We start from the raw sequence: 26,196 nt of genomic DNA on the forward strand, positions 1-26,196 counted from the left end.
TTTTAACAACTGCTTGTCTTAATTATATCTATACGTCTTGAATAATTGGCAAGATCATAGGGCGACGACGAGTTTTATCATAGAAGAATTTACCCAATGCGTCACGTACGTTTTGCTTAATGGTTGTCCAGTCTTTGATGCGTTGCATTTCGCAATCTTCAAGAACTTGTTCTACACGGCGCTCCGCAGCAAGCATGAGTTCTTCTGCGTCACGAACATATACGAAACCACGAGATACGAGGTCTGGACCAGCTACGATAGTACCGGAAGCTTTATCCATCGCCATAACGACGATAACCATACCTTCTTGTGCCAATTGTTGACGGTCACGGATAACGATATTACCTACGTCACCAACACCAAGGCCATCAACGAAGATAGCGCCAGCTTGTACGCGGCCACCTTTGCGACCACCATCTTTATCGAATTCAAAGATTTGACCATTATCACCGATAAGGACTTTCTTAGGATCTACGCCCATGGCCACACCAAGTTCACCATGACGGCGCAACATGCGATACTCACCATGAACTGGGATAAAGTATTCCGGACGAACAAGGTTAAGCATTGTTTTAAGCTCTTCTTGGCTCGCATGACCAGATACGTGAATACCACGGTCTTTACCGTATACCACATTACAACCTAAACGAAGCAAGTTATCGATAGTTCTACCTACAGCACCTTCGTTGCCTGGAATTGGTGTAGCAGAAATGATAACAGTATCATTCGGTGCCAATTCTACAGTGCGATGGTTGCTTGTTGCCATACGGGACAAGCCTGCCATCGGTTCACCTTGAGAACCAGTCGTTAAGATCATGATTTGGTCATCTGTGTAGTTGTGCATTACATCAACGTCGATGATTGTATTTGGTGGAATATTCAAGTATCCGCGCTCTTGGGCAATTTCTGTAACATTGACCATGCTACGGCCCATAACTACAACCTTACGGTTGAACATAACCGCCGCATCAATAGCTTGTTGGATACGGGATACGTTGGATGCAAATGTTGCCAAAACAACGCGGCCTTTTGCTTCTCCAACAGCTTGTTTAATCGCAGGGCCTACGGAACTTTCAGAGCCGGTAGTACCTGGTTTTTCTACATTTGTAGAATCCGACAAGAGCGCTAATACGCCTTTGTTACCTAGCTCAGCAAATTTGTGCATATCCATCAAACGGCCATCAACAGGGGTTTGGTCAATTTTAAAGTCCCCTGTATGAAGAATTGTTCCGATTGGTGTATTAAAGTATACAGCGCAGGAGTCAGGAATGGAGTGATTTGTTTGGATAAAACCAACAGTCACTTGACCAATTTGAACTTCATCGCCGGCAGCAATCGTACGAAGACATTTTGGAGATACCTTATGTTCTTTAAACTTGCCTTCAATTAAGCCACAAACGAGATTTGTTGCATATACTGGGCAGCTGATTTCTTTCATTAGGTACGCCAAGGAGCCGATATGGTCCTCGTGACCATGAGTAATTACGACAGCTTTCACGCGATCCTTATTCTCGATGATATAGCTCATATCAGGAATAACGATATCTACGCCAAGCATATCTTCACTAGGGAATGCAAGCCCTGAATCAAGAACGATGATTTCGTCCTCATATTGGAAGATAGTCATATTTTTACCAATTTCACCAAGACCACCTAGTGGGATGATTTGGAATTTGCCCTTGTTGGCGCCATTTGGCGTACGACCAACTAATTCCACTTGTTCCTCTTGATTATTCCAACCTGTAGAACGGTTATTTGGGCGGTTATTATTGCGGTTCTGACCATTTTGACCATTGCGACCATTATTAGTACGCGTATTACGTGTATTTTCACCACGCGGTGCTCGAGTTTGGCGAGTTTTGCGTTCTTGACCTTCACCTTGTTCCGCATTGCGGCGTGTATTTGTACGGCGAGTCGTATTAGTACGGCCACTATTCGCACTTGTACGAGTATTTGTAGAACGGCGTTGGCGTGTTGCACCTTCACCAGCTGTTTGTTGGCGCGTACGACCTTCGCCAGCAGGGCGGCGTGTATTTGTACGGCGACGCGTTTGTTTTTGCTCGCCTTCAGTCGCAGCTGTAAGAGTAGCGTCTTTTGCTACTGTCGGTTCTGCTTTCACTTGCGCAGTAACCTGATTATCTGTTGTATTCACAGTTCCTCCTAAAATTTTGTTCATTAATTTATTTAACATAGTTTTTCTCACCTATCACTTGAATTGATCTATGCCACGAGGAAATGTCACACAAAGAAAAAGGCGCTATTATACTAGCGTCTCGTCAAATGGGCGCAAAAATGCGCTATCAAATTTTGCCGCTCCTAGTTTGTGTGCCATTTGCCGTAGCAAATGAGTATAGTGCACTATCAGATGCTTCAACCGCAAGAGACCTCTGTTTTTATCTCAATCCGATACGCAGTGCAATATAGTCCGATCTGTTTTGATGAAAGCCTCACTTTCATACGTTGTGCTCATTATAACATAAAAACAACATAAACAAAAGAGTTCTACGCTTGATTCATTAAAAGTAACATAAAATTTTACTACTACTTAAAAGGGCGGCTCAAATTGAACCGCCCCAAAGCATTTCATTATTTATCATCTGGCATACTTTTATAAAACCCTTCAATATGCCATTCTCTATTTTCTTCGACGAGAGATATGTAGCGTGTCATGTGCGCAGCCTCAACCGCACCATCTCCGGGTTTAGTGATTTGCAGATCCGCTTCGTAAATGATGCGTTTCATGCCGTTTATACGACTGATACGACTCGTGCCTAAGGACCCCACAACCACCTTCAGCGCCGACTTCATAGACTCCGTCCATTTCTGCTTTTCTACGGGATTCGTCTTAGCCTGATTGATAACATAGGTGAAGGCCTTATCATAGTTCTTTTCATTGACGGCATCAAAATAATCGTGTATCGCATCCCGTGCAGCTTCATCACTGCCTTGACCGACGATGATATTCGTAAACCATCCGCCCGGATCCAGTTCATTTTCCGGTCCCATATAACGAGACGAAACGCTGCATACCCAGATAGCACTCACCAGCAATGTAACGAGAATTCGAGTAGTGAAAGCGCTGCTCGTAGGCGATACTTTCATAATAGATGCCAACCGTTTATCGATAATGATGTTCCTCAACGCCTCACCATATTGATTAGCCTTCGGTTCGCCTTTCTTACACAGTAGAACAAATAGAATAATCGGTCCGATGAAAGGAATTAAGATTAAAAACAGATGGTCACTGCTTTTACCGGCATCATGAAGGCGACGGATACATAGAGAGCCCAACGGAATCAGCGAGACAAGACCGATGATTGTCAGTAACATCCATGCCAACAGGATTAAATAAATACCTGTATGAAGCACCACCGTAAGCCCATAAGAAAGGGCCAGAATTCCAGCGATAACTAAAATCCACATCAAAAAGAACCGCAAAAATTCCCCTCTGGACGCACGTCCATCTGAATTCGTAAATTTGCGGCCCACCACATAGAGAAATGTATCCTTGTAACTCAACTGATAATGCGCCAGCGGATAGATAATATCCCCTTCCGGTGCGATTCTCTCAACCTCCACCGCAGTCGTATACTGCCCGCAATGCGGACAGAACATGGCAGCCTCGTCACAATACTGACGGCAGGATTCACAATATCGTTTCATATGTAATACCTTCTATTTCAAAACTCTCTCTACGGCTTCAGCAAAACCTTCACGGTATAAATTAGCCCCACCGTTAGCCGGATGTCTAAGACCGATGGCTGAAAGGCCGAATCGCCCCATCGTGTCCGCCGATTTTTGACCGACAGCGAGCACGAGAGGCTTCGATCCACCTAATTCGGTGTGCAATGCCAACAGTCTTTTTGTATATTCCCAACCCAGCTGCTGCTCCGACTCGGTCGGCGTCCGATTAGTGAGCGGTTCTCCCGCCTTGTGAGGGTGAAAGGGGAATATATTCCACAGCAACGCATCGTACGGATCAATTTCCTGTTCGATGATAGCACTCCATACTACCGTATCCGTAGGCTCGTTGAACCCCTGTTCCTGTTGGGTCCGTTTCAGCATAGGGCTCACAGGAGAGCTGGTTCTTTGTAATGTAACAGGCGTTATCTGATGCGCCCGAATCGTTTTATGCTTATCCAGCAACATGCGCTCACAGGTAATGGCAATGCCCGAAAAGCGCCCACCTTGATATCCGACAGCCTCCGCCACCACAAAAATTTTGGAGCGTCCCAACCGCGGCAGCAAATACGCCATCAAATTGTTACGACGCACCTGAGCCGCATCAAAGTCAGGTCGAACAATTTCAAGATCAGGATTCACCTCACCCCATGGATTGTGAACAAGCTCTCCTCTATATTGACCGAGCCAGTCTACAAACTGCTGTACTTTTGCAATCTGATTCATATCAAACGAGGCCATATATTCATCAAAAGACATCTTTTTTTCTTTCTCTGATGCAAATAAGGACATAGGCTCTCCTCCAATTTATACTACCGAACCATATAATAAATAATGCTATATATCATGATTATCAATCCTTTATATACTGTATTTATACACTAAAGCCCATAATACAATCCATATATTACGATAGCCAATCATAATATGTGATACTATATCTGATAATCACGCACTACATAAAATGTTGCTGTTACTATATTTATAATAGCACCTATTTCTGAAAGTTTGATGCAAAATTAATATTCAAAATATCCACATACAACGGAATATAAAAAACTGTAATTTCAAAGCGACTTAAGATTCTCTACCATCAAAACAACAGGCCTCATATAACAGCCTTGATGGTAACGGACGATTCTACTAACTTTGAAACTACAGTTTTTGTTGGACTTCTATTGCTATCAATATATACAATATCACATTTATATATAAAACTCGATTTTGTCTTCTTTGGCGAGCTGGAATTGTTCAAATATATGATTTCGAATATTGACGAAGGACGCCGAGGTCCTGTCCGTCCTATCGATGAGATTGACGGGGATGATCGTTTGCACCCGTCCCGGATTAGCGGCGAGCACTACGACGCGGTCTGCAAGGACCACCGCCTCTTCGATATCATGCGTAACAAATACGACCGTTTTACCCTCTTCACGGCAGATGCGGGAGATTTCGTCCTGTAAATTAATGCGTGTCAACGCGTCGAGGGCCCCTAGCGGCTCGTCCATGAAGATAATATCCGGATCGACCGCCAGCGCCCGCGCAATGGAAACACGTTGCTGCATCCCGCCGGACAACTCCGCCGGATAGCGGTTCCGAGCATGGTCAAGCCCCACCATTTTCACGTATTTATCGATGATAGCAGGTCGCTCTTCCTTTGGTACATTCTTGCTTTCAAGACCCAGTTCAATATTGCTTTCCACCGTTCGCCACGGTAACAGTCCGTAATTCTGAAAAACCGTTACATACCGCAATTGAGGTGCTTTCACCTCTGCGCCATCAATGGTAATAGAACCCGAGGTAACGAGCTCAAAGCCTGCCATAGCATTTAAAAGCGTACTTTTACCGGATCCAGATGGACCTAAGAGACAAATAAATTCACCTCGTTCAATGTCCAAATTAATATTCTCAAGGATGGTGAGCGGTTCTCCATCTTTCATAAATTCCTTGTGTGCATTGCGCACCGAAATGTAACCCATGCGTCCACCTCCTATTCCTCAATGCCCCAACGTCTATAAATCCATTTTTCGATGAGGGATACGCCCCAATCGAGTAAAAGTCCCACAAAGCCAATCGTCAGAATCGCCACCATCAAAAGGTCGTTGCGCAAATTGTTCCGCATATCGATGATGAGGAATCCGAGCCCCGTCTGGGAACCTACCATTTCCCCCGTCACCAGGAATATCCACGCCGTACCAAGCGCGATGTGAAGTCCTGATGCAATACCAGGAAACACCGCGGGCAATACAATTTTAAATAACAACTCCGGCTGCTTGATACCAAAATTTCGAGCCACCTTGATGTATACGGGATCGATATTCTGAATCGCGGACACCGTGGACAATAGAACCGGGAAAAACGCCGCGATAAAGATGATAACGATAGCAGGCGCTTGACCGATACCGAAAAACAGAACGATAAACGGCAACCATGCTACCGGTGAAATAGGACGAATCACCTGAACGATAGGATTAATATAATTCCAAATGCCCTTATACCAACCTAAAATAAGGCCTAAAAACACACCGGCTACGACGGAAATGATATAGCCGATGAAAAAGCGCACCAAACTGTCCGCAATATCCTTGAACAATACGCCGTCCCCGATGAGTTCCCCGAAGCCGAGCAGCACCTTGTACGGCGTCGGCAACAAGGCTTCGTTAAATCCGCCGATGCGGACAACCAGCTCCCAAATCAGCCAGACCGCGATGAACGCGCCCGGCACATATGTGTATTTTTTCATGGTCTACCCCCTATGGCAATAGCGATGTATCTACAAACTCCGAATAACTCGGCACCTTTTTAATCAAATCGACATGAGTCATGTGATGCACGAGCGCATTATAACGATCCTCGGTGAGGGCCAAATCTCCAAAACCAATTACTTGCAAGGAACGCTCGATAACAGGATCCTTAAATTTCATATATTTCAAGGCAATCTCCTTTTGCGCCTTCGGATGCTCATCTAAATATGTACCTGCATCGAGATAGGCTTTTGTGAAAGCCTTCGCCAAGTCGTGGTGTTCATCGACAAATTGACCGTTGAACACGAGGGCGCAGCAGATATTGTCATGCCATAAGTGATCAGGGTCTTCAAAGACCTTCCCGGCGCCCATTTCTATGGCAAGAGAACCGAAAGGCTCAGCCACACTATACCCAGCGATTTGACCGACCGACAATGCGGACGGCATTTCAGGAGGACTCATCTCCACTATCTGTACATCCTTCTCACTAAGGCCTGCCCGTTCAAGCATAAGGTCTACGAGAATCTTTTGTGTAGATTGCTTATGAGGGATAGCAAAGGATTTGCCTTTCAAATCCTGTACAGAATTAATGTCGTTATTTACAACGATAATGTTGCCTTCCGTATGGCCTAATGCCGCTGCGCGCACATCAATTCCCTGTTCACGAGCCTTTACTCCGAGTTCAACGAGAACGGCTGCAGCGTCTACTTTACCGGTATTGAGCGCATCCATAAGTTCCGGCCAGGAACCATATTTAACAAGCTCTACATGGACTGGACCATCTGCTGTCTCCAGTTCCTTCGTAGCAAATACGGGTAGCGCATGAGTAATCGGCAAATACGCTACGCGTACAGTTTTTAATTCTTGGGCGGTCTTTGGTTTACTGTATTCATGATAACCATACGCCAACCCACTTACTATCAACAGCACGATAGCAATGATTAGATACCAAGTTTTCTTCATAATGTCCCCTCTTTCTACCTCACAACAAGGGGCGTTTCTGACTCATGTCACTTTTCGCATTTTTCTAAACCTTAGATGAAATAAGGCTTTAGAACACCTCGTCTTTTAAACTTAATATAACCTACTATAACAATATGTATTAATTATGTCAATAAATCACATCAATATTGTAGGTATTATTGCTTAGCTACGAAAAGTATCAATATAGATAGGATAATATTTAATTGAATAAGAATGTAAATAAGAATACCAAACTAATAGTCTGTAAAGGATCAACGCCAGTAAACCGTTCAGATAACATAAAGCCGCAAGATTCTAATTAATAACAAACAGCAAACAACTAATAAAAACCAGTAAGACGCTAATTAACAAAAACAGGTAGCATCCATTGGATACTACCTGTTTTAATATGTATTAACTTTTCACAATTATTTAAATAAAGTCTTTTTATTTAATACGTAAACTTCAGATGTACCTGCTTCACTAAATTCAGATACATGTGGATAAATAGAGGATTGACGGAAGTGCTTAATTTCACCTTTTGGAACAATTAACATAATCGGCTTACCAGATTCAATAGTCTTATTAAATTCCGCTTCACTTACTTGTTCCATGAGATATTTCTTCTGCCATTCAGCACTACGTTTTTTTAATTTATCTCGATCATCCCAGCGACTTTCATCACCATTAATTTTGATAACCTTATGACCCGTATAATACACAACAGCCGTACTATAGCCATTATAGTAATAGACATCCCCTTCATAGGAATCCACTACTGGAACAACATCAATATTACTACGCTGCTTAACAAATGGCTCTAAGCCTTCCATAACAACTATAGAAGATATAACCATCGTACCAAGTACAATAATTGTAACTAAACGATATCCTCGTTTCGTATACCATGTATAGAACATAGCCAATATTGCCATAGCAACCACGACATAGAGCAAGCAATAAAAACCCCATGGTGCAAAGAAAGAACCTGTTACATAAGCAATCCACAAAAGCAATGTGGGCCCCATAATAATCCATTTTAAGGCTCTAGATTTGCCTTTGCGAATAAGCTTCATAACACCCAAAGCACCAATAGCACTAAAAGGGACCAAGCTAACAAAGGTATATAGAGGATATTTTGTTGCCATCAAGGTGTAAAATAGCACAATTCCAACACCCCAGGTCATATTATAAATAAACCCTGTATGACGTTGTTTGAAACCATCGATTATGCCGTAAATAACAGCACCTGTCCACGGCATAGAGGCGCCAAGGAAGATAGCGAGGTAATACCACCATACGTTATCTTCCGGATGTTCCGATTGAGTAGCACGAGTCACATTGTGAAGCCCTAAGAAGCCATTGATAAAGTCTTGACCATGAACACTGTACATGTACACATACCACGGCAAACAAACTACACAAAAAGCTAAAATGCCACGCCAATCAAAGATAGCTTTCACCATAGACCAAGAACGATTAATGCCTGCAAAAACAAGTAAAATCATACCAGGCAACACAATGGCTACCGGACCTTTAGTGAGCACACCTAACGCAGCGAATACATAAGCTACAATCATGGCATATGGTTTTTGTTCCACAAGACCCTTGTAGGAGTAAATCATGACCATCAATGTCGTATAAAGGAGCACCATATCTGTAATAACGCCATGAGCTACGGTCCAGAACATGAGAGATGTGCCTAGAACGGATGCCCCAATGAGACCAAGCGCCCACTTACCGCTCATGGTACGCGTAGATTGATACATGGTCGCCACCGACAAAGCACCGAAAATAGCACTCGGTAGGCGCACCACCCAATCAGCAATTCCAAAGACTTTAAAGCCAAGAGCAATGAGCCAATAAATCATGATTGGTTTATCGTACCAATAAGTACCATAAATCTGCGGAGATAGCCAATCACCAGAAAGAACCATTTCCTTTGCCGTTAACGCATAATTAGATTCAACGGGATCTGTAACAGGCAACATATTATTGCCAAACATATAAAACACTAGCCACACAATAAATACGACTGGTGTTAATCGAGAGAGTTTCATAAGGGGTCTCCTTATCGACGATTACGATAGTATCTAAAGCCCAGTACTGCAGCTATAATGACAAATACAACGATCATACCAATCAAGAACTCATGATTGTACTCGATAAGGTCTTGCCAATTTTCACCAAGTACCTTGCCTAAGTAAACGAGCAAAATCGTCCAAGGAATCGTACCGAGTACCGTCCAGATGATGAAATGCCACATGGGATAGCGTGCCATTCCTGCCGGAAAGGAGATAAAGGTACGAACACCGGGTAAAAGTCGACCAAAAAATACAGCTACACCGCCATATTTATTAAACATCTTTTCTGCCAGTTCAAATTTATGTTCATTAAAAAATATATATTTACCATATTTCAATAATAAAGGGCGCCCACCATGCTCACCCATCCAGTAGGATACTATAGAACCAACAATCCCTGCTAAGATACCTACTACCATTGTCGTATGCATATCAAATATGCCTTGAGCTATCAAATACCCCGCAAACCCAAGTACGATTTCACTCGGAATAGGCACGTTAGCATTTTCTAGAACCATTGCAATAAACATGGCCGTATAGCCATATGTTTCCATAAACGAAATAATATATTCCACTATTTTACCTCACTAAAAATCCCCATCCGGGTTCTATAATGTACTTATTCTTGTACATCGTTTCGTAAAAGTTTCACCCAACCATTTGGTATACCATATATTTTACCATAATAAAGAGACCCTCACCACAAGTGGGGCCTCTTTAAGGTATAAACAGTATGCAATTTTCACAATAGCCTTTTTGCTATTGTGTACATCTCAGTAAAAATAGCTAACAATTAACTGGCTATACGGTACCTAGTCTCCTCTGTTTAAGCAAGACCATATGGTACACATATAGGACATGTTTCTTCACTACGAGGGCTTTGTAAAATATCCGCTTTAATACCGAACCACTCTGCTAAATTCTCTGGGGTCATCATCATATGCGGAGCTCCATCACCTACGATAGCACCCTCTTTAAGGGCAATAATGCGGTCGCTATAGCGCAAAGCTAGATTCAAATCATGGAGTACCATAACGACCATAATATTTCGTTCCCGCTGTGTGCGTTTAACCAGTTCCATCAATTCAATTTGATGACGACTGTCGAGATAGGTAGTCGGTTCATCGAGGAGTAAAATATTTGGTTCTTGAGCCAAACTTAATGAAAGCCATACGCGTTGCCGTTCACCGCCGGATAGTTCCCCTATGTGCCGATACCGATATTTCCATACATCTGTGCATTTCATCGCCTGCTCCACAGCAGCTAAATCCGCATCAGATAGTTCCTTAAAAATCGATACATACGGATTTCGTCCGGATCGAACCAACTGCTCAACTAACATTCCTTCAGGGGCTGTCGTAATTTGCGGTAACAAAGCTATATGGCGCGCTAATTCCTTTGTATTCCACGAATGTAAAGATTTTTCATCCAGCGATATGGTGCCTTGTTTTAGCTTAATAAGTCGAGCCAAAGCTTTCAAAAACGTTGATTTTCCTGAACCATTTGGACCGATGATAGATATTATTTCCGATTTATCAAAGACGATGGATTGATTTTCCAGTATCAATCGTTTTCCATAGCCTACCGTTATATTATCGATTGTTAACACGCTCATCTTCGCCCCACCCCTTTCAATAGATACAAGAAGAATGGAGCACCCAAAAAGCTCATCAGTACGCCTACAGGGATTTCACCAGGCGCAATCATCATGCGCGCCAAGGTATCGGCATAAACAATTAATATGCCGCCAAAGACCATGGACGTAGGAATCAAATAGCGATAGTCCACACCTACGATGAGACGCGCCACATGAGGCACGATAAGGCCTACAAAGCCCAACATTCCCGACACGCTCACCGCTGATGCGGCTAATAAAGAAGCTAATACGAGTAAGGACAATCGACATCTTTCAACATGCACACCTAAAGTGCGCGCCGTATCATCGCCTAAACTAAGCAATGTAAGCCATCTGATAGATATCATAGATCCAATAATTCCTATAGCCGTATAAGGCCAGATCATCATTACATCGTCCCAGCTGCGCCCTACAAAACCACCTGCCATCCAGCTCACCGTTCCTTGAACACGATCCGGATAAAACACGGATAGAATCGTATTAAATCCGCCGAAGAAAGCAGCTACCGCCACACCGGCCAAGATAAGGCGCAACGGATTGAGCCCACCTTGCCAAGAAATCCCGTAAACCAAAAACGATGCCACTAATGCACCAACAAAAGCACCAATAGGAACAAGCATAACGTAAGTAGGCATGAGAATCATGATGATCATAGCCGCCAAAGCACCGCCAGAGGTAATGCCGATAATTCCGGGATCCGCCAAAGGATTTCGCAAGATACCTTGTAAAATCACACCGGCTAAGGCAAGATTCATGCCAGCTAAAAAGCCCACTACAACACGTGGTAAGCGTATAGTCATGATAATTTGACCAATTTTCGATGTGTCGCCACCCGTTATGATTTGGTATAATTCGCCCCAAGTTAATGGAACGGCGCCCAGTTTCATACTCAGCAACACCCCTGCTATTAACAGAATCAGCGCAGCCACAAAAACGCATAAGCCACGACGTTCCTGCACATTAATGAGATTGTCCATATAACACCTTTTCCGCATATAATAACACTTGATCCATTCGAGCGGTCGGCACCGACGCAAACAACGGACCCGGCAAGACCTCTATATTCCCATTAGCAATAGCAGGTACATTCTGCCATGCCGGCGTTTTAAAAGCCTTTTTAAAAGCTGCTATATCTTTCTCACCGCTACTGCCATGATTAATCAAGATAACCTTGTCACAATCAAGAACGGCCATCGTCTCCAGATTAAGCGGAATATATCCATCCAAAGCATTCTCCGATACATCCTGCGGCAAATATACATCAGCCACATTTTTTGCCCCTAATCTTTGGAGAATATCTCCCACATATGTTTTACTGGAGGCTAGTTGGTAACTCGTAGGTGTCCCAAAAACGATGAGGACACGCGGTGCAGACTCATCTTTATGACGCTGTATGATTTCCGTTAGGATATCATTATATTTCTGGACCAACGCAGCCGCCTCCCTATCATGACCAGTCATAGTGCCCACATGTCGAATATGGTCCATGATGTCATCATAATTGGAGGATAAGTGGTAAAAGCTAGGAATATGATTCGCATTAAAAGCTTTGCGCAACGCCGTTTGAAACGGCATGGCAATGCCGATAACGAGATTCGGGTCGGACATAATAATTCGTTCAATACTTGGAGATACAGCACTATTCATATTCGGATACTGTGCAATTTTAGCCTGCACATCTGCCGGTAACTCCCTTGAATTTACTACGCCTACGGGGCTAACACCTAAAGTGATAAGCAATTCACTATCCGCCGAAGAAATAGATACTACACGACTTGCTATGTTTGGCAACGACACAATTTGCTTCGTATCATCTTCAATCTGAATAGCACCTGCCTCGCTGAATACCTCTCGCTTGCCTTCAAAGCTCATAACCGTAGTGAAAGTTCCCACAACGGCAACAAGCCCCAATAAACATAATAATGGCTTATTGATAATGATCACCTCGCAGATTACTTATGCAAGCTAAACCTCATACATTATAGTTTCAAATTAATGCCACTATATTACATACACCAATACATATGCATGTATTTCATTCATACATTAAGGCCTCAGCATTTCATGCGTACATTAATATCTCACTATTACATACGCAAGTTAAGGCCCATACGATAAGTAGCGCCATGAATATCCCGTAAGTCTTGTTTTTCGCCAAATATATTTTCAACCCCTACATACATGGATGCATTATCATTCAACTGACGAGTCACCATAACATTCCAAGTTTGAATGTTTTTCTTCTTCGGAATGCTGAGACGTGGGTTAACAACGATAGCATCAATGCCATCGAGGTAATTAATGTAATAATTACCCCAGAACGCGCCAGTCCAGCGACCTTGATGATAATTAACACCACCACTGAATACATGACGACCACGGTTTAACAGACGATTATGGGTAACGTCATTCTTCGCATCCAAATAAGTATAGTTACCGAATACATCCCATTTATCATTGAGTCTATGATTTACAGATAATTCCACACCTTGCAATACAGCACGAGGTAAATTGGAATACGAAACATAAATACGGCGATTTGCCATATCAATACGATTGGCACCGCTTTCAATATAATTTTTAATAACATTGTGGAAATAGGACGCCTTAACATTTGTCCGTTTCCAATCTTTTTCTACGGAGAAATCAAAGTTATAAGAGCTTTCAGGTTTCAAATTAGGATTACCTTGCAAATATATATCGAAAACCCCTAATCGCCCTCTTGGCACATTAGATGCCATAAGCCAATGATGATACATTTCCGTCATACCAGGGGTGGAGTAGCCTGCACCGTAGTTCATTTTAAAGCGAAGACTATCATTTGCTTTATAGGTAACACCAATCTTAGGCGACCAATGGCTATCAAATGCATTTGACGTATCATAGCGAACAGCAGGAATAATTACCCATTTACGACTAGGTTTCCATTGATGTTGCACAAAGTAACTACCGTAATTAATGGTTGCCTTACCCGCGGTATCTGTAATGCCTTCTCGAGTTCTTGACCATGCAATGGAGCCGTTATTAATACGTGTACTAATCGCTTCTTGACGACGGAATTGAACGCCATAAGTCAAGAGATTCTTCTTATCGATTGATGTGTTAACCTGTGCGTCTGTAATCCATTCTTTATTATAATATTCATCCCAAATGGATAGTTTTTTTATGCCACCCGTGCGCTTATATTGATCATAGGTGTCTTTATAATGATTGTAGTAAGACTGCACCATAAGCGATGACCGACCGCGACGACCATTCCAACGAAGGCCTGTGCTTGTAGTAGTCGTATTTTTATCAACCGATTGAGTTAATGAGCTACCCTTTTTCGTATTCATATCCAAGTCTTCAGTTTCTCGATCTATAAAGAAGGAAAATTTATCTCTTTTTCCCGCTTGATAAGATACGTCAAAATGAAGCGGTATCCGATCACCATGATAATTATTATCCGAGCCAGAATCATTATTACCCGCTATATTCCTGCGAATACCTGCACCGACCGATCCATTCCACTTTCCTTTTTGCCCACTACGAGCCAATACATTGAAGTTATATCCCGTCGCACTCGATGCATCACGGCGAGAGATTTCAGTATTAACCTCTACACTTGGCTTTCTGGATTGCTTTGTAATAATATTAATAACCCCACCGTTCGCCTCAGAACCATAAAGTGCACTCGACGGACCACGCGTTATTTCGATGCGTTCCACATTATCCATGCCTTGACGAAGCCAGCCCATGGCATTAGCTCTCGTTTTCGTCAACTCTCCCGTAACACGTCGTCCATCAATAAGAATTAATGTATGACGAGATTCGGCACCACGCATCGTAATATTTTGTCCACCGTGGGCATCGGTGCTGAAAGCAACGCCTGGCACACTTTGTAAGGCTTGCTCTAAATTACGATATTGGCGATCTTTAATTTCTTCTTGTGAAATAATCGTTGTCGCAATTGGCACATCGCGAACTAATGCCTCCGTACGAGTAGCGGTAACCGTAATATCTTTCATACGTCTCGACTGCTCATCACTCGTATTATTTTGAGATTCATTCATACTAACTACACTTGTAGAACTATTATTTTCTGCACCTACCACACCTGCAACAGACGTTAGATATACAACACACAATAGTGCTGCCCATGACTTTTTCATCACACACCTCCAGAAAATATATTAGGGCTCTAATAGTATAAAACGATATCTAATCTCAATTATATATTCATCAGGAATAACTATCAATATTATTTTATGTTATCAAAGTAATATATATACATATAAAAAAACTAGTATCCATAAAGATACTAGTTTTTCATTATACTTATAAATTATAGTGAATTGTGATATCTGCATATTGTTGTGTACCTGTAGAATTTTCAGCGCCACCCACACTATGAGCATATTCCCTAGCATGTTCTGATAATATAGGATCATCAGAATTAAGAACTTCCACACTGGCAACACTGCCACCTGGGGCAAAATAAATTCTTAGTGTTACATCACCTTGAATTCCCATAGCGTATGCATCTGTAGGGTAATTACTATTAATTGCACTTTGTAAATTACTCCAATATCCATCATAACTAAATGTGCCGCCACCACCGACATCTACTTCGGTGCCTCCTGTACCCTCACGATTGCTAAGCCCTTCTCCACTTCCTGTTGATGCATACCCAATTCCAGGACCTTCAGGCCCGACAAGTCCACTCCTCGTATTACTACCGACAGAAGATTGTTTAATAGTACCTGTTTCACCAGCACGCGCTTGTTGACTAGACGGACTTACATCACTTTTTGTAGGAACAGCAGAGTTCCCATTTTGTCCTCCGTGACCGGCTCCACCGTTATCAGGTTGAACTTTATTATTTTCCAATTCTTTTTGGTATTGAAGCTCATGAACCTTCTCTTCTTTAATCTGCTCTTTAATTTCTTCTACTTGTTTCTCCGCTTCCTGTTCCGTTAGAAAATTAATTTGTAACGATCCAGCCATCTGAGATTCGATATAATCAGAAAAAGAAATAAAAGCAACACCCACCGTAATAATACTTATAATGGTAGCAATAACAAAGGCTTTTTTATAGGTCATATGTGGATATTTCCACACATCTACATATTGTTTCGCCATAACATCACCTATTTATTAACAGTGGCAATACTAATACTTGCAGCGCCGGCTAATTTCATATCATCCATTAATTCCACAACCTTGCCATAACTCAAATCCTTGTCAGCACGAATAAGGAAGTTTTGATTTTTATTCTCTCCAATTTTGGCTTTCACAGAGCTAATTAGCTGTTCTTTCGTCACATATCCATCATCAATCATCAACTGCCCAGATTTTTCAAAATCAATTAAAACCGGGCGCAACTCAGCGGACTGCTGTGTTTTCGTTTTTGGTAGCATAATAGACAAGGATTGTTGTGGAATCGTATATATGGTGCTAATCATAAAAAATACGAGCAAGAAAAAGATGATATCAATCATAGGGATAATCATCAAAGTAGGCTTTTCTCCCTCCATACGGCTCATTCGTTTCATGCAGCATGCCCCCGATCATAAGAATCTAAGACACGAGAAAATGAATCTTCTAAACGAGATATTGTCATACGTACATGATGAGTAAACCCGGCATGAAAACACAATGCCACAATAGCCACGCAAAGACCAGAAGCAGTTGCGACAAGGGCTTCCCCCACACCACCGGTAATAGCAGTAGGTATCGCACCGTCAGCACCGAACACCTGAAAGGCACCGATCATCCCCGTTACAGTACCAAGCAATCCTAATAATGGTGCTATCGTAACAATGGTAGAGAGCCAATCAAGACCACGGGAAGCGTGCGTATAAACATGGGCCACCATATCCTCCATTTTGGATTGCAATACATTGCGATCATGACACTGTCCAAGCACGCGAGTCAGATTATACGAAATATTAGCTGTATATTTAGATTCTAAGCTAGTTAATAAGGATTGCCAATTTATTTCGCTCTCTTCTAATGCATCATTCAAAGCAAACATTTCCCGCTTCAATTGTCGATAATAAGCTATACGTTCTATCGCTATAGCTACGGTTATGATAAGTGCCACTAGTAGCGGCCACATAACAAATCCACCATGTAAGAATAATTCCCACGCCTCTTTCATCGTAAACCTCCTTTATTAACAGCTTAATTCTATAAACTTATTTTCTCCCCTACTAAACTAGTTTTAAATAAATCAAGTTGCGTCGAAACGATAATCAAAATCACTTAATAAGTCTACCATATCATACTATATTTTCCAACATCATATAAATACCAGTCATTATAAAGGATATTATAAATTATAAACCTGAAATAAATTTGAACTTACGTCTCAATTGCAACGCAAAAAGAGACCTTGCTTTGATCAAGGTCTCTTTTTATTAAATTATATTTCCACTAACAAAATCACATCGTACATAATCAGTACTATTGCAATTCAGTAGTTTGTGTCTTTACTTCACGAGCTGTAGTAAATGTTGCTAATTCTGCATCACCAGCACCAAGAATGACTTTGTTAGCCACTAACGCATTAGCCGCTGTTTTAGCATCTTGTAAAGTAATTCCAGCACGAGGAGCACTAATTGTGACTGATGTGCTTTTACCACCGACCGTAGAAAATGTAAGATATACAACGCGTTTTTCCGCCATGTGGGCGCCTCCTTTCACGTTTCATAAACAAGTTCATCGAATCTAGATAGGCTATAAACATGTTAGATTACAAATATGCCTATCTTCGATTCATATCAATAAGGATGGGAATGTGTGGACTTGCTATTTCTACACCTCTTTACGACTATGTGAGAATGTACGAAACCAGCAATAAAAATGTGTTTGGATCACCTAAAACAAAATGGTAGAAGCCCTACTCTTAATGTCCTAAGGATACTTCATTGACGCGGACCACATCGGACAAGCTGTGGTCATACAAGGCTGCTAGCGCATTACCAACGGTTTTCACATTATCGTCAGATGCTTCTTCTGCAACACGAGTATAGGTTACGTCTTTGTATTTCGGCGCATCTTCGGTACCGATGTTAAAACGCAACACCAATTTAGTGCGTTTAATGTTAGCCATCGTATCACCTCCTTTCACCCTCTTATATTCCTGAAGTCCTCATTCGACAACCCCTTTGCCGTTATTTAAGGTACTTATAGTGAAAGTAGCTGAACTCTGACTGTAATACTATGAATTGAAATAGAAAAAGACCTCTACCTAATGTTATCTAGAAGCTTATCAATCTAGATAACACCGGTAAAGGTCTATAAAGTGCTCTTACTACGAGTACTATCCATATACATATTATTCAGTTTTCAAAGCCAACATAAAGTCATATGCTTTAACAGCCGCTTCAGTGTCCACAAAATGTAGAGGATTTAACATACGACAGAATTTAAAAAGATATTCATGTCTACCCAGAATGTCTTTTATATGTAGCACTGTCTCACGGGCTGTACAGGCTGAGCTATAGCCATTCATCATAGCATATAGATAAGAAATAGGTAAATTATCCTCTCGAAAGAAGCTGTGAACAAAGATGAGTAAATCCCATCCTTGTGGTGTTAACTCAGGCCAACGGCGAGTATTCTCCCAATCGAGTAATGTGATCTTATCTAGTTCAGGCTCATATGTAATGTCGCGCATAGCAGGACGACCATGACTCAAACCATAATCATGCAAGCGACCCAATGTCTTGCCAAACATATAAAAAATATGACTTAACATATCTTGCAAACTATCATCCTCTGGATGTTGAGCAGGCAATTGGCTATAATATGTTAACGTTTTGCCACAATCTTCTGTAACAAAATAATGTTCTCTAAAACCAGCAATAACAGGAGCTACTGGTAATTGCGTATTCACAAAAGAAATCTTGTAAAACTCATAATCAAAAGAAGCTCTAGGTGCGGGCTTAATCCAACTAGAGCGATGGTTACTTATATCCTGTTTTACAAAGTACTGTTTGTTGTTAAAATCCACAGAAAAAACACGATGTTCTGTCTCTTGATCAATCATTCGATCGATATATTCTAATAGCATATCATTCATTATTTTCCCCCCGTATATACACTCTATAATGCTAATCACCCTCTCAAAGCATAATAACTAGTATTTCCAATATAATATCTCCCAAATTTATATTGTATAATCTAGTATATATAACATTATAATAATTTATGAATTACAACATATTAGCTATTACTCATATAAGTGTATACAATTTGTGTACTTATTATACTACAATTATCAATCGATATCAAAATCAAATTTATTTATAAAGTTAGTATTTTACTGTATTTATTTTACATTTATCGATTTATATATATTTCACGATTTATAATTCAGTACAATTAAATCCAAACCTATTACCATTAACATTACTAAAAATCTATTTATAGAAAAGAAGAACCCCCTAGCCTAAGCTAGGGGGTTCTTCTGGTAATTATGATAATAGGTTTAGATTCAGACTACTATATAGACCAACTCTGATCATGTCCAAATCAAACGAATTAACCTACAAATTTTGTCACTGCTGCAGTATCAGTTAAGTGACGTTTAGGCATACCCATTTCAGCAGGGGAAATGCCAAGAGCAAGACCTACTAATTGGGACATGTGCAAGATTGGCATATCTTTGCCGCCGCCTACAACTTCTTTAGCTTCTTTTTGGAACATATCAAGTTGCATTTGGCAAAGTGGGCAAGGAGTAACTACGCAATCTGCGCCTTCTGTAGCCGCATCTTTATTGATGGAGCCAGTCATTTGCATTACGGAATCATGTGCAGGGTATACTGCATGGAAACCGCAGCAATCAAGTTTGCGGGAGAAGTCGATTGGTGTAGCACCGATAGCAGAAATCAAATCTGCTAAGGATGTAGGCATTTGATAATCTTCGAAGCCCAATTCAGTTTGAGGGCGAAGAATATGGCAGCCATAGTATTCAGCTACACGTAAACCAGTTAACGGTTTAACAACTTTAGCTTTCAATTTATCCAAACCGTAATCGCGGATCAATACCCATAAGAAATGAGTAATATCAGTTGTACCGCGGTATTGTTTACCGATTTGAGCTAATTTTTTATTAACTTCGTTCTTTTCTTTTTCGTTTGCATCAAGTTCATTTTTAGCTTCACGAAGCATCAAAGTACAAGTATTACATACAGTTAAAAGGTTCAAACCTTTTTCTTCTGCCAATGCAATATTACGTGCATTTGTAGCAAGTGTAACTTCTGGAGCGATATCTTGAACGTGGGACGCACCACAGCAAGTCCAGCCGTCAAGTTCTTCCAACTCGATGCCTAATTTTTTAGCTACAGCAACTGTTGCTAAGTAGTCTTCTTTGGCAGCGCTTTCAAGAACGCAACCTGGGAAAAATGCGTATTTCATTATTTGCTTACCTCCTCAGCTGCTTTCATAAGTCTGCGAACACCATCAATACCGTTTACAGGTTTTTGAGGTACTACAAGTTCGAATGGATTGATTTTGCTGTGTTTCCACAAACGCAATGCATAGAATGCTTGTTTAGCGGAATCTACAACACCATCAGATTTCAAGCTCATAGAAACTTCTTTCAAACGACCAGTTTTGTAAAGGTCCTCTTTGAAAGCAACTGCATGGCGAACGCCTTTGCTGTTAGTAAGACCAGCTTTTGTAGCTTCTTTACGCAAGTTGGAAATATCTTGAGCAGGTTTTAAGTGTTTAGGGCAACGGGAGATACAGTTCATGCAGTGAACGCATTTCCAAAGGCCATTGTCGAATGCAGGTTGAATGTGAGCCATAGGTGCATCATCACGGCTATCCAATACGAAACGGTTAGCTTTTGTGAATACATATGGTTCTAAGAAGTCATCTTGACGTGCAGTCAATTTGTTACATTCAGACGCGCAGCAACCGCAAAGAATACATTCTGTACCAGCAACAAATTTTTTGAAGTCAGCTGGAGTTTGGCGAACGATTTTGTCCCCTTCGTTGAATTCAGCTTTAAGGAAAATCCAAGGAGCAACTGTTTTCAAACGATCAACTTTGGATTCCCAATCAACAACTAAATCACGGATAACACGGAAGTTGCCGATTGGAGCGATTGTCAATTCGTCTGTGCCATAACGTTCTGTTAATTCATCGATTTTAGATTCACAGCCGAGCATCGCTTCGCCATTTACACGAATGGAGCAAGCGCCGCAAACTGCGGAACGGCAAGCTGCCAAGAATGTCAAAGTTGGATCTTGAGTATCTTTAATTTTTTGAAGGCCCCAGAGGATTGTACGGTCAGGTTCGTAATCGAATTTGAAAGTCTGTACAAACGCGCGACCTTGTTGGTAACGGTGAATATGGTAGGTGATTTGTCTCATCTTAGTACTTCCTTTCTTGTGGTTCGTATTTAGTGAACACTACGTCGCGTTCTGTTAATTCGTATTGACCGTCAGCACCTAATTTGATCAAGGAATGTTTTAAGTATCTTTCATCATTACGTTTAGGATGGTCTTCACGAATATGAGCACCACGAGATTCACGGCGGTGTAAAGCGCCCATAGCAATAGCTTTTGCTACTGTTAACATGGAGCCAATTTCACAATAGTTTACGAATGCCATGTTGTAAGTACGTTCAGGGTCACCTACATAGCAAGTTTTATAATCTTCAATCAATTGTTCGATTTCTTTTAAGGCTTCAGTAATACCTTCTTCATTACGGAAGATACCTACTTTATTCCACATTGCATCAGCCAATGCATCGCGAATTTCTACAACCGGACGACCGCCTTCACGGGATGTTACTTCTGTGAAACGAGCTTCCCAAGCTTTTGCAGCTGCAGCAAGTTCCGCATCTACGTTAGGTTGTTCATGTGTTTCAGCATAATCAGCTGCGCCAGCACCGGATACTTTACCGAATACTACGCCGTCTGCCAAGGAGTTACCACCCAAGCGGTTCGCACCGTGGATGGAGATACAAGATGCTTCGCCAGAAGCGAACAAACCAGGCAATTCACATGCACAAGTTTTGTAATCCACTACGTCGATACCGCCCATTGTATAGTGACATGTAGGACGAATAGGTACCGGTTGAGTCAATGGATCGCAATGTTCGAAGCACATAGCTAAGTCGCGGATACCATGAAGTTTTTCGATAATAACTTCAGGGCCCAAGTGACGAAGGTCAGCTACTACATATGCGTTAAGGCCAGAACCGAAACCACGACCTGCAGCGATTTCATCTTCGATCGCTTTCGCTACAACGTCACGAGATGCCAATTCCATTTTGTTAGGCGCATATTTTTTCATGAAACGTTCGCCTTCAGCGTTAAGAAGGTAACCACCTTCACCACGAACCGCTTCGGACATCAAGATACCAGTACGACCAAGACCAGTTGGATGGAATTGGATCATTTCCATATCTTTCAAGCCGTTACCAGCGCGGAATGCTGCTGCCATACCATCGCCTGTGGAAAGGAATGGGTTTGTAGTACGAGTCCAGAAGATACGGCCTGCACCACCAGTAGACAAGATAATAGCTTTCGCTTTAATTTGTTCTACGCGACCTTCTTTCATGTTCCACACAACAGCGCCACCAACGTGACCTTCTGTAGATTTAACAAGATCTAAAAGATACCATTCTTGTAAGAAGTGTACGCCTTCTTTCAAGCATTGTTCGTAAGTTGTGTGCAAAATAACGTGACCAGTTTTATCCGCAGAGTAGCAAGTACGTGGATAGGATTGACCACCGAAGTTACGTTGCGCAATTTTATTCTCTTCAGTACGGGAGAATGGAGCACCCATGTGGTCCATTTCAAGTACGCCTTCTGGACAACGAGAGCAGAAGAATTCGATTGCATCTTGGTCGCCAAGATAGTCAGAACCTTTTACAGTATCGAAAGTATGAGTTTCAACTGTATCTTCAGCTGCAACGTTGTTCAAACATGCATTTACACCGCCTTGCGCCATTGCTGTTGCAGAGCGAGTTGGGAAAATTTTAGTAATAAGAGCTACTTTTAAGCCTTTGCGACGACCTACTTCAAGAGCCGCACGCATGCCGGCGCCACCGCTACCTACTACTAGAACATCAAACTGTTCCATAATGACCTCCTCATAACTACCTATTAATAAGAAACCTGTTAGACTATCTCATTTCAAAAACTTATAAAAATTTTTGATAACCTAATCATTTTTCTTTCAAGAAAAACCCCATACTTATGCGATTTTTCTTATTTCTTTACCTATAATTATAGAGAGCATTTCAGGTCATGTCTAAACCCTATTATGCATAATTAATTTTGATTAATCTAATTGATAATTTATTTCACTTAGCATTTTTAAGGTAAAAAGAGGAGTCAAAAAATTACCTATATGAATAATTTTTACAAGAAGTTAAGGATTTTACGAAAGTAGTTCGGTTCCGAAATTTTTCTATGTTTTTATTTCCTTTGGTATCTATAGAATTCGCATAAACACTAGCTTTTTAATTATTGCTAACCATTCCTAATAATTAATATCCATTAAATTCCTACTAAATTTACCTCGAATTTAATCATCGAAAATTATCGTATTTCTCCGTTCATAACAAGCATTTATTTCTGTGATAATAATTATCATAAGTTTTTTTAGTGATTTATCGCACATCATCTAAAATCGATAAAATCACCCTCATCTATGCGCATACGGCAATCTTCGATATAGTTAGATTTTATTCATTAGCAGAATTCATTAAGTTTCAGTCTTTCACCATTTTTAAGGCTTTCAAAAATGAAGAAACGTCTTGTAAACTCGCATGTACATTCATCTTTTGCTCATTACTATTGTATAAGGTATGATAATAGATAAATAAGTTATATAATATTATATATATAGTCACCTTATATGGTGTTGTGGCTTTCAAAAAAAAGAAAGTTTATATATATAATGACTATAATTAATGTAGTTGGAGAGCTATATTTTTAAATCATACATAAGGAGAACAGAGAATGAAAATTTTACTTGTAGAAGACGAAGAAATGCTGAATGGTATCACGGCTAAATATTTACGCGCAGAAAATATGACAGTTGATACATGCTTTAACGGGCAACAAGCGATCGATTACGTTAACACATCTAGCTATGACGTTATCGTAATGGATATTATGATGCCAATCCTCGATGGTATCAGTGCTCTTGCACAAATGCGTAACGACGGTAATACAACACCTGTATTGCTTTTAACAGCAAAGGATTCCTTACAAGATAAAGTTACAGGCCTTAACACTGGTGCAGATGATTATCTTGTAAAGCCTTTCGAGCTTGAAGAGTTAACCGCTCGTATTTATGCATTAGCTCGTCGTAATGCGCGTCATGCACAAAACGATATCCATGTAGGTCCACTTACCATCAATGTTCCTCAACGTACTGTTAAACGCGACGGCGAAACAATTACATTGACTGCAAAAGAATTCGACCTATTATTCTATTTAGCAAGTAACGAAAATATCGTATTATCTCGTCAACAAATCCTTGACCATGTTTGGGAATACGATTATGAAAGCTACTCTAACCTTATCGACGTATACATTAAAGATTTGCGCAAGAAAATTGATACTGATGAGAATGTAAAACTCATTCAAACGGTTCGTGGAGTAGGGTATGTCCTCAAAACAGAAAACTAATGATCCTCACCGAGATCTAGATACCATGTCTGGGGCAGCCGATTTATTTAATCGGCTGCCCCTAACCTTTAAAATTATGTCTTGGTATACCATCTTTTTGCTTATCATTTTGATGGTTGCATCCGCATGGATTTACGCATATACACATGAATCCGATAACAAAGAAGTGCGCGAACGCTTACAACAACAAGCGATGATTATGGCTACGGATATTCGCAAGTTTAAACCGTACCAAGATAATACATTCTTCTTTGTATCAACTCAAGACGGCTATATTATTAAAGGCGCCTTGCCAGATGGGTTTCCAAACCAAACAATCCTTTCCTTAGGCCAAGTTGGTGAAATTGCTGCTGGTGATGATACCTTCTACTACTACGATACACCGGTCAACGAACCGAACTATCGTGGTATTTTGCGTGCTGTTACAAAAGTAAAAACAGCCTCTAAAAAGACGGAAAACCTTTTATACAGCTTACTGTTAGGGAATATCATTTTCTTACTAATTTCCTCCCTAGGCGGTTATCTTTTCATCAAAAAAGGACTTAAACCGGTCCGAACCTTGACGAAAACAGCTAAAGTCATCGGTAAGAACAACGACTTGAGCCGTCGTATCGACATTCCTGCTCGCACAGCGAGAGATGAAATCTACGAACTAACTACAACATTTAACCGTATGATTTCAGGTCTTGAGGATTCTTCCAATCGTGAAAGACAATTTAGTTCTGACGTATCTCACGAGCTACGTACACCAATTGCCGTTATTAAAGCAGAAAGTGAATTTGCTTTAAAATACGGTCGTACGGAAGCAGATCTACGGGAAGGTTTAACACATATCTTAGAGCAAGCTAAATTCATGACTAACCTCGTAAGCCAACTGCTTGATGTAGCCCGCCTTGAAAATGCACAAGGTCTAAGCTTTGCACCTGTCAATGTATCATTGATGTTATCCAATATGGTCCACGACTATACAAGACTCTGTACAGAAAATACAGATAAACAGATTACGATTACATCTCATATTGAGCCTAATTTACATATGAATGCTCACGAAGTATCATTACGTCGAGCTATCACAAACCTAGTGGACAATGCCATTAAGTTTACAAACTCTACTATTGATATTTCGGCTAAACTCGTAGGCAGAGACTTAGTCATTACCGTAACAGATAATGGTATTGGCATCGAACCTGAAGCTCTGGATCATATTTGGGATCGTATGTATCAAACGGAACAATCGCGAAATAAAAAATCTAATCACGGTATAGGTTTAGGCCTCTACTTTGTAAATAAAGTTATTAACTTACACCATGGTACAGTAACGGCCACGAGTGAACCCCAAGTAAAAACTACATTTACCGTGCGATTACCGTACAATACAAGGGAAGAATAACATAAAAGGGACTGACCAATGGTCAGTCCCTTTTCTATATCAATTTTAATCC

At 41.0% G+C, this 26,196-nt stretch carries 23 protein-coding genes; 2 read left to right on the forward strand and 21 right to left on the reverse strand.

Annotation, left to right across the window (positions count from 1 at the left end):
- Nucleotides 1-28 precede the first annotated feature (28 nt).
- The 21 genes from ACGHIY_RS08985 to ACGHIY_RS09085 all read right to left on the reverse strand — a co-directional run bounded on the left by ACGHIY_RS08985 (nt 29) and on the right by ACGHIY_RS09085 (nt 23,195).
- Nucleotides 29-2,191 (reverse strand): ribonuclease J, encoded by a 2,163-nt coding sequence (locus ACGHIY_RS08985; RefSeq protein WP_390525491.1) that lies wholly within the window; start codon nt 2,189-2,191, stop codon nt 29-31.
- Between the two features lie 395 nt (nt 2,192-2,586).
- A complete protein-coding gene (locus tag ACGHIY_RS08990; protein WP_287501221.1) occupies nt 2,587-3,663 on the reverse strand; it encodes a DUF805 domain-containing protein in 1,077 nt (358 codons plus the stop codon).
- A gap of 12 nt (nt 3,664-3,675) precedes the next feature.
- On the reverse strand, nt 3,676-4,473 hold the full coding sequence (locus tag ACGHIY_RS08995) for a uracil-DNA glycosylase (protein WP_287501220.1): 798 nt from the start codon (nt 4,471-4,473) through the stop codon (nt 3,676-3,678).
- Between the two features lie 413 nt (nt 4,474-4,886).
- A complete protein-coding gene (locus tag ACGHIY_RS09000; RefSeq protein WP_004698211.1) occupies nt 4,887-5,660 on the reverse strand; it encodes an ABC transporter ATP-binding protein in 774 nt (257 codons plus the stop codon).
- 11 nt (nt 5,661-5,671) lie between these two features.
- Nucleotides 5,672-6,424: an ABC transporter permease gene (locus ACGHIY_RS09005; protein WP_287501219.1), complete on the reverse strand. Its 753-nt coding sequence runs from the start codon at nt 6,422-6,424 to the stop codon at nt 5,672-5,674.
- Nucleotides 6,425-6,434: 10 nt separating this feature from the next.
- Nucleotides 6,435-7,388, reverse strand: a complete 954-nt coding sequence (locus ACGHIY_RS09010) for an ABC transporter substrate-binding protein (protein WP_287501218.1) — start codon at nt 7,386-7,388, stop codon at nt 6,435-6,437.
- A 428-nt stretch (nt 7,389-7,816) separates the two neighbouring features.
- Nucleotides 7,817-9,448, reverse strand: coding sequence for an ArnT family glycosyltransferase (locus tag ACGHIY_RS09015; RefSeq protein WP_390525492.1), 1,632 nt, complete (start codon nt 9,446-9,448; stop codon nt 7,817-7,819).
- Nucleotides 9,449-9,459: 11 nt separating this feature from the next.
- A complete protein-coding gene (locus ACGHIY_RS09020; protein ID WP_004694680.1) occupies nt 9,460-10,047 on the reverse strand; it encodes a DedA family protein in 588 nt (195 codons plus the stop codon).
- A gap of 251 nt (nt 10,048-10,298) precedes the next feature.
- Nucleotides 10,299-11,087: an ABC transporter ATP-binding protein gene (locus ACGHIY_RS09025; RefSeq protein ID WP_390525493.1), complete on the reverse strand. Its 789-nt coding sequence runs from the start codon at nt 11,085-11,087 to the stop codon at nt 10,299-10,301.
- Nucleotides 11,084-12,085 carry a FecCD family ABC transporter permease gene (locus ACGHIY_RS09030; RefSeq protein WP_390525494.1) on the reverse strand — a complete coding sequence of 334 codons (1,002 nt, stop codon included), beginning with the start codon at nt 12,083-12,085 and terminating at the stop codon, nt 11,084-11,086. Before ACGHIY_RS09030 ends, ACGHIY_RS09025 begins: the two co-directional genes overlap by 4 nt.
- Nucleotides 12,069-13,052 carry an ABC transporter substrate-binding protein gene (locus ACGHIY_RS09035; RefSeq protein WP_390525495.1) on the reverse strand — a complete coding sequence of 328 codons (984 nt, stop codon included), beginning with the start codon at nt 13,050-13,052 and terminating at the stop codon, nt 12,069-12,071. The genes ACGHIY_RS09030 and ACGHIY_RS09035 overlap by 17 nt, the downstream gene beginning before the upstream one ends.
- A 143-nt stretch (nt 13,053-13,195) precedes the next feature.
- Complete coding sequence (locus tag ACGHIY_RS09040) at nt 13,196-15,259, reverse strand: TonB-dependent receptor (RefSeq protein ID WP_287541423.1); 2,064 nt, start codon at nt 15,257-15,259, stop codon at nt 13,196-13,198.
- Nucleotides 15,260-15,425: 166 nt separating this feature from the next.
- Nucleotides 15,426-16,229, reverse strand: a complete 804-nt coding sequence (locus ACGHIY_RS09045) for a cell envelope integrity protein TolA (protein WP_221741184.1) — start codon at nt 16,227-16,229, stop codon at nt 15,426-15,428.
- Between the two features lie 8 nt (nt 16,230-16,237).
- Nucleotides 16,238-16,642, reverse strand: coding sequence for a biopolymer transporter ExbD (locus ACGHIY_RS09050; RefSeq protein ID WP_021148712.1), 405 nt, complete (start codon nt 16,640-16,642; stop codon nt 16,238-16,240).
- Nucleotides 16,639-17,250, reverse strand: a complete 612-nt coding sequence (locus ACGHIY_RS09055) for a MotA/TolQ/ExbB proton channel family protein (RefSeq protein ID WP_156697323.1) — start codon at nt 17,248-17,250, stop codon at nt 16,639-16,641. The genes ACGHIY_RS09050 and ACGHIY_RS09055 overlap by 4 nt, the downstream gene beginning before the upstream one ends.
- 305 nt (nt 17,251-17,555) lie before the next feature.
- Nucleotides 17,556-17,777: a DUF2922 domain-containing protein gene (locus tag ACGHIY_RS09060; protein WP_221741183.1), complete on the reverse strand. Its 222-nt coding sequence runs from the start codon at nt 17,775-17,777 to the stop codon at nt 17,556-17,558.
- A gap of 220 nt (nt 17,778-17,997) precedes the next feature.
- Complete coding sequence (locus ACGHIY_RS09065; protein WP_009352393.1) at nt 17,998-18,204, reverse strand: DUF1659 domain-containing protein; 207 nt, start codon at nt 18,202-18,204, stop codon at nt 17,998-18,000.
- A 225-nt stretch (nt 18,205-18,429) separates the two neighbouring features.
- A complete protein-coding gene (locus tag ACGHIY_RS09070; protein WP_221741182.1) occupies nt 18,430-19,176 on the reverse strand; it encodes a hypothetical protein in 747 nt (248 codons plus the stop codon).
- Nucleotides 19,177-19,637: 461 nt separating this feature from the next.
- The gene (locus tag ACGHIY_RS09075; protein ID WP_004698224.1) at nt 19,638-20,513 is read right to left on the reverse strand and encodes a CoB--CoM heterodisulfide reductase iron-sulfur subunit B family protein; all 876 of its coding nucleotides are present in this window, start codon (nt 20,511-20,513) and stop codon (nt 19,638-19,640) included.
- Nucleotides 20,513-21,475, reverse strand: a complete 963-nt coding sequence (locus tag ACGHIY_RS09080; RefSeq protein WP_004698188.1) for a succinate dehydrogenase/fumarate reductase iron-sulfur subunit — start codon at nt 21,473-21,475, stop codon at nt 20,513-20,515. The genes ACGHIY_RS09075 and ACGHIY_RS09080 overlap by 1 nt, the downstream gene beginning before the upstream one ends.
- Nucleotide 21,476: 1 nt before the next feature.
- Nucleotides 21,477-23,195, reverse strand: a complete 1,719-nt coding sequence (locus ACGHIY_RS09085) for an FAD-binding protein (RefSeq protein ID WP_221741181.1) — start codon at nt 23,193-23,195, stop codon at nt 21,477-21,479.
- Between the two features lie 884 nt (nt 23,196-24,079).
- On the opposite strand from ACGHIY_RS09085, the gene ACGHIY_RS09090 reads away from it, so the two are divergent.
- Nucleotides 24,080-24,754 (forward strand): response regulator transcription factor, encoded by a 675-nt coding sequence (locus tag ACGHIY_RS09090; RefSeq protein WP_390525496.1) that lies wholly within the window; start codon nt 24,080-24,082, stop codon nt 24,752-24,754.
- Complete coding sequence (locus tag ACGHIY_RS09095; protein WP_370774380.1) at nt 24,732-26,144, forward strand: ATP-binding protein; 1,413 nt, start codon at nt 24,732-24,734, stop codon at nt 26,142-26,144. The genes ACGHIY_RS09090 and ACGHIY_RS09095 overlap by 23 nt, the downstream gene beginning before the upstream one ends.
- Nucleotides 26,145-26,196: the final 52 nt, after the last annotated feature.

The organism is Veillonella parvula (genome assembly GCF_042850485.1).
Classification (GTDB): Bacteria; Bacillota; Negativicutes; order Veillonellales; family Veillonellaceae; genus Veillonella; species Veillonella parvula_Q.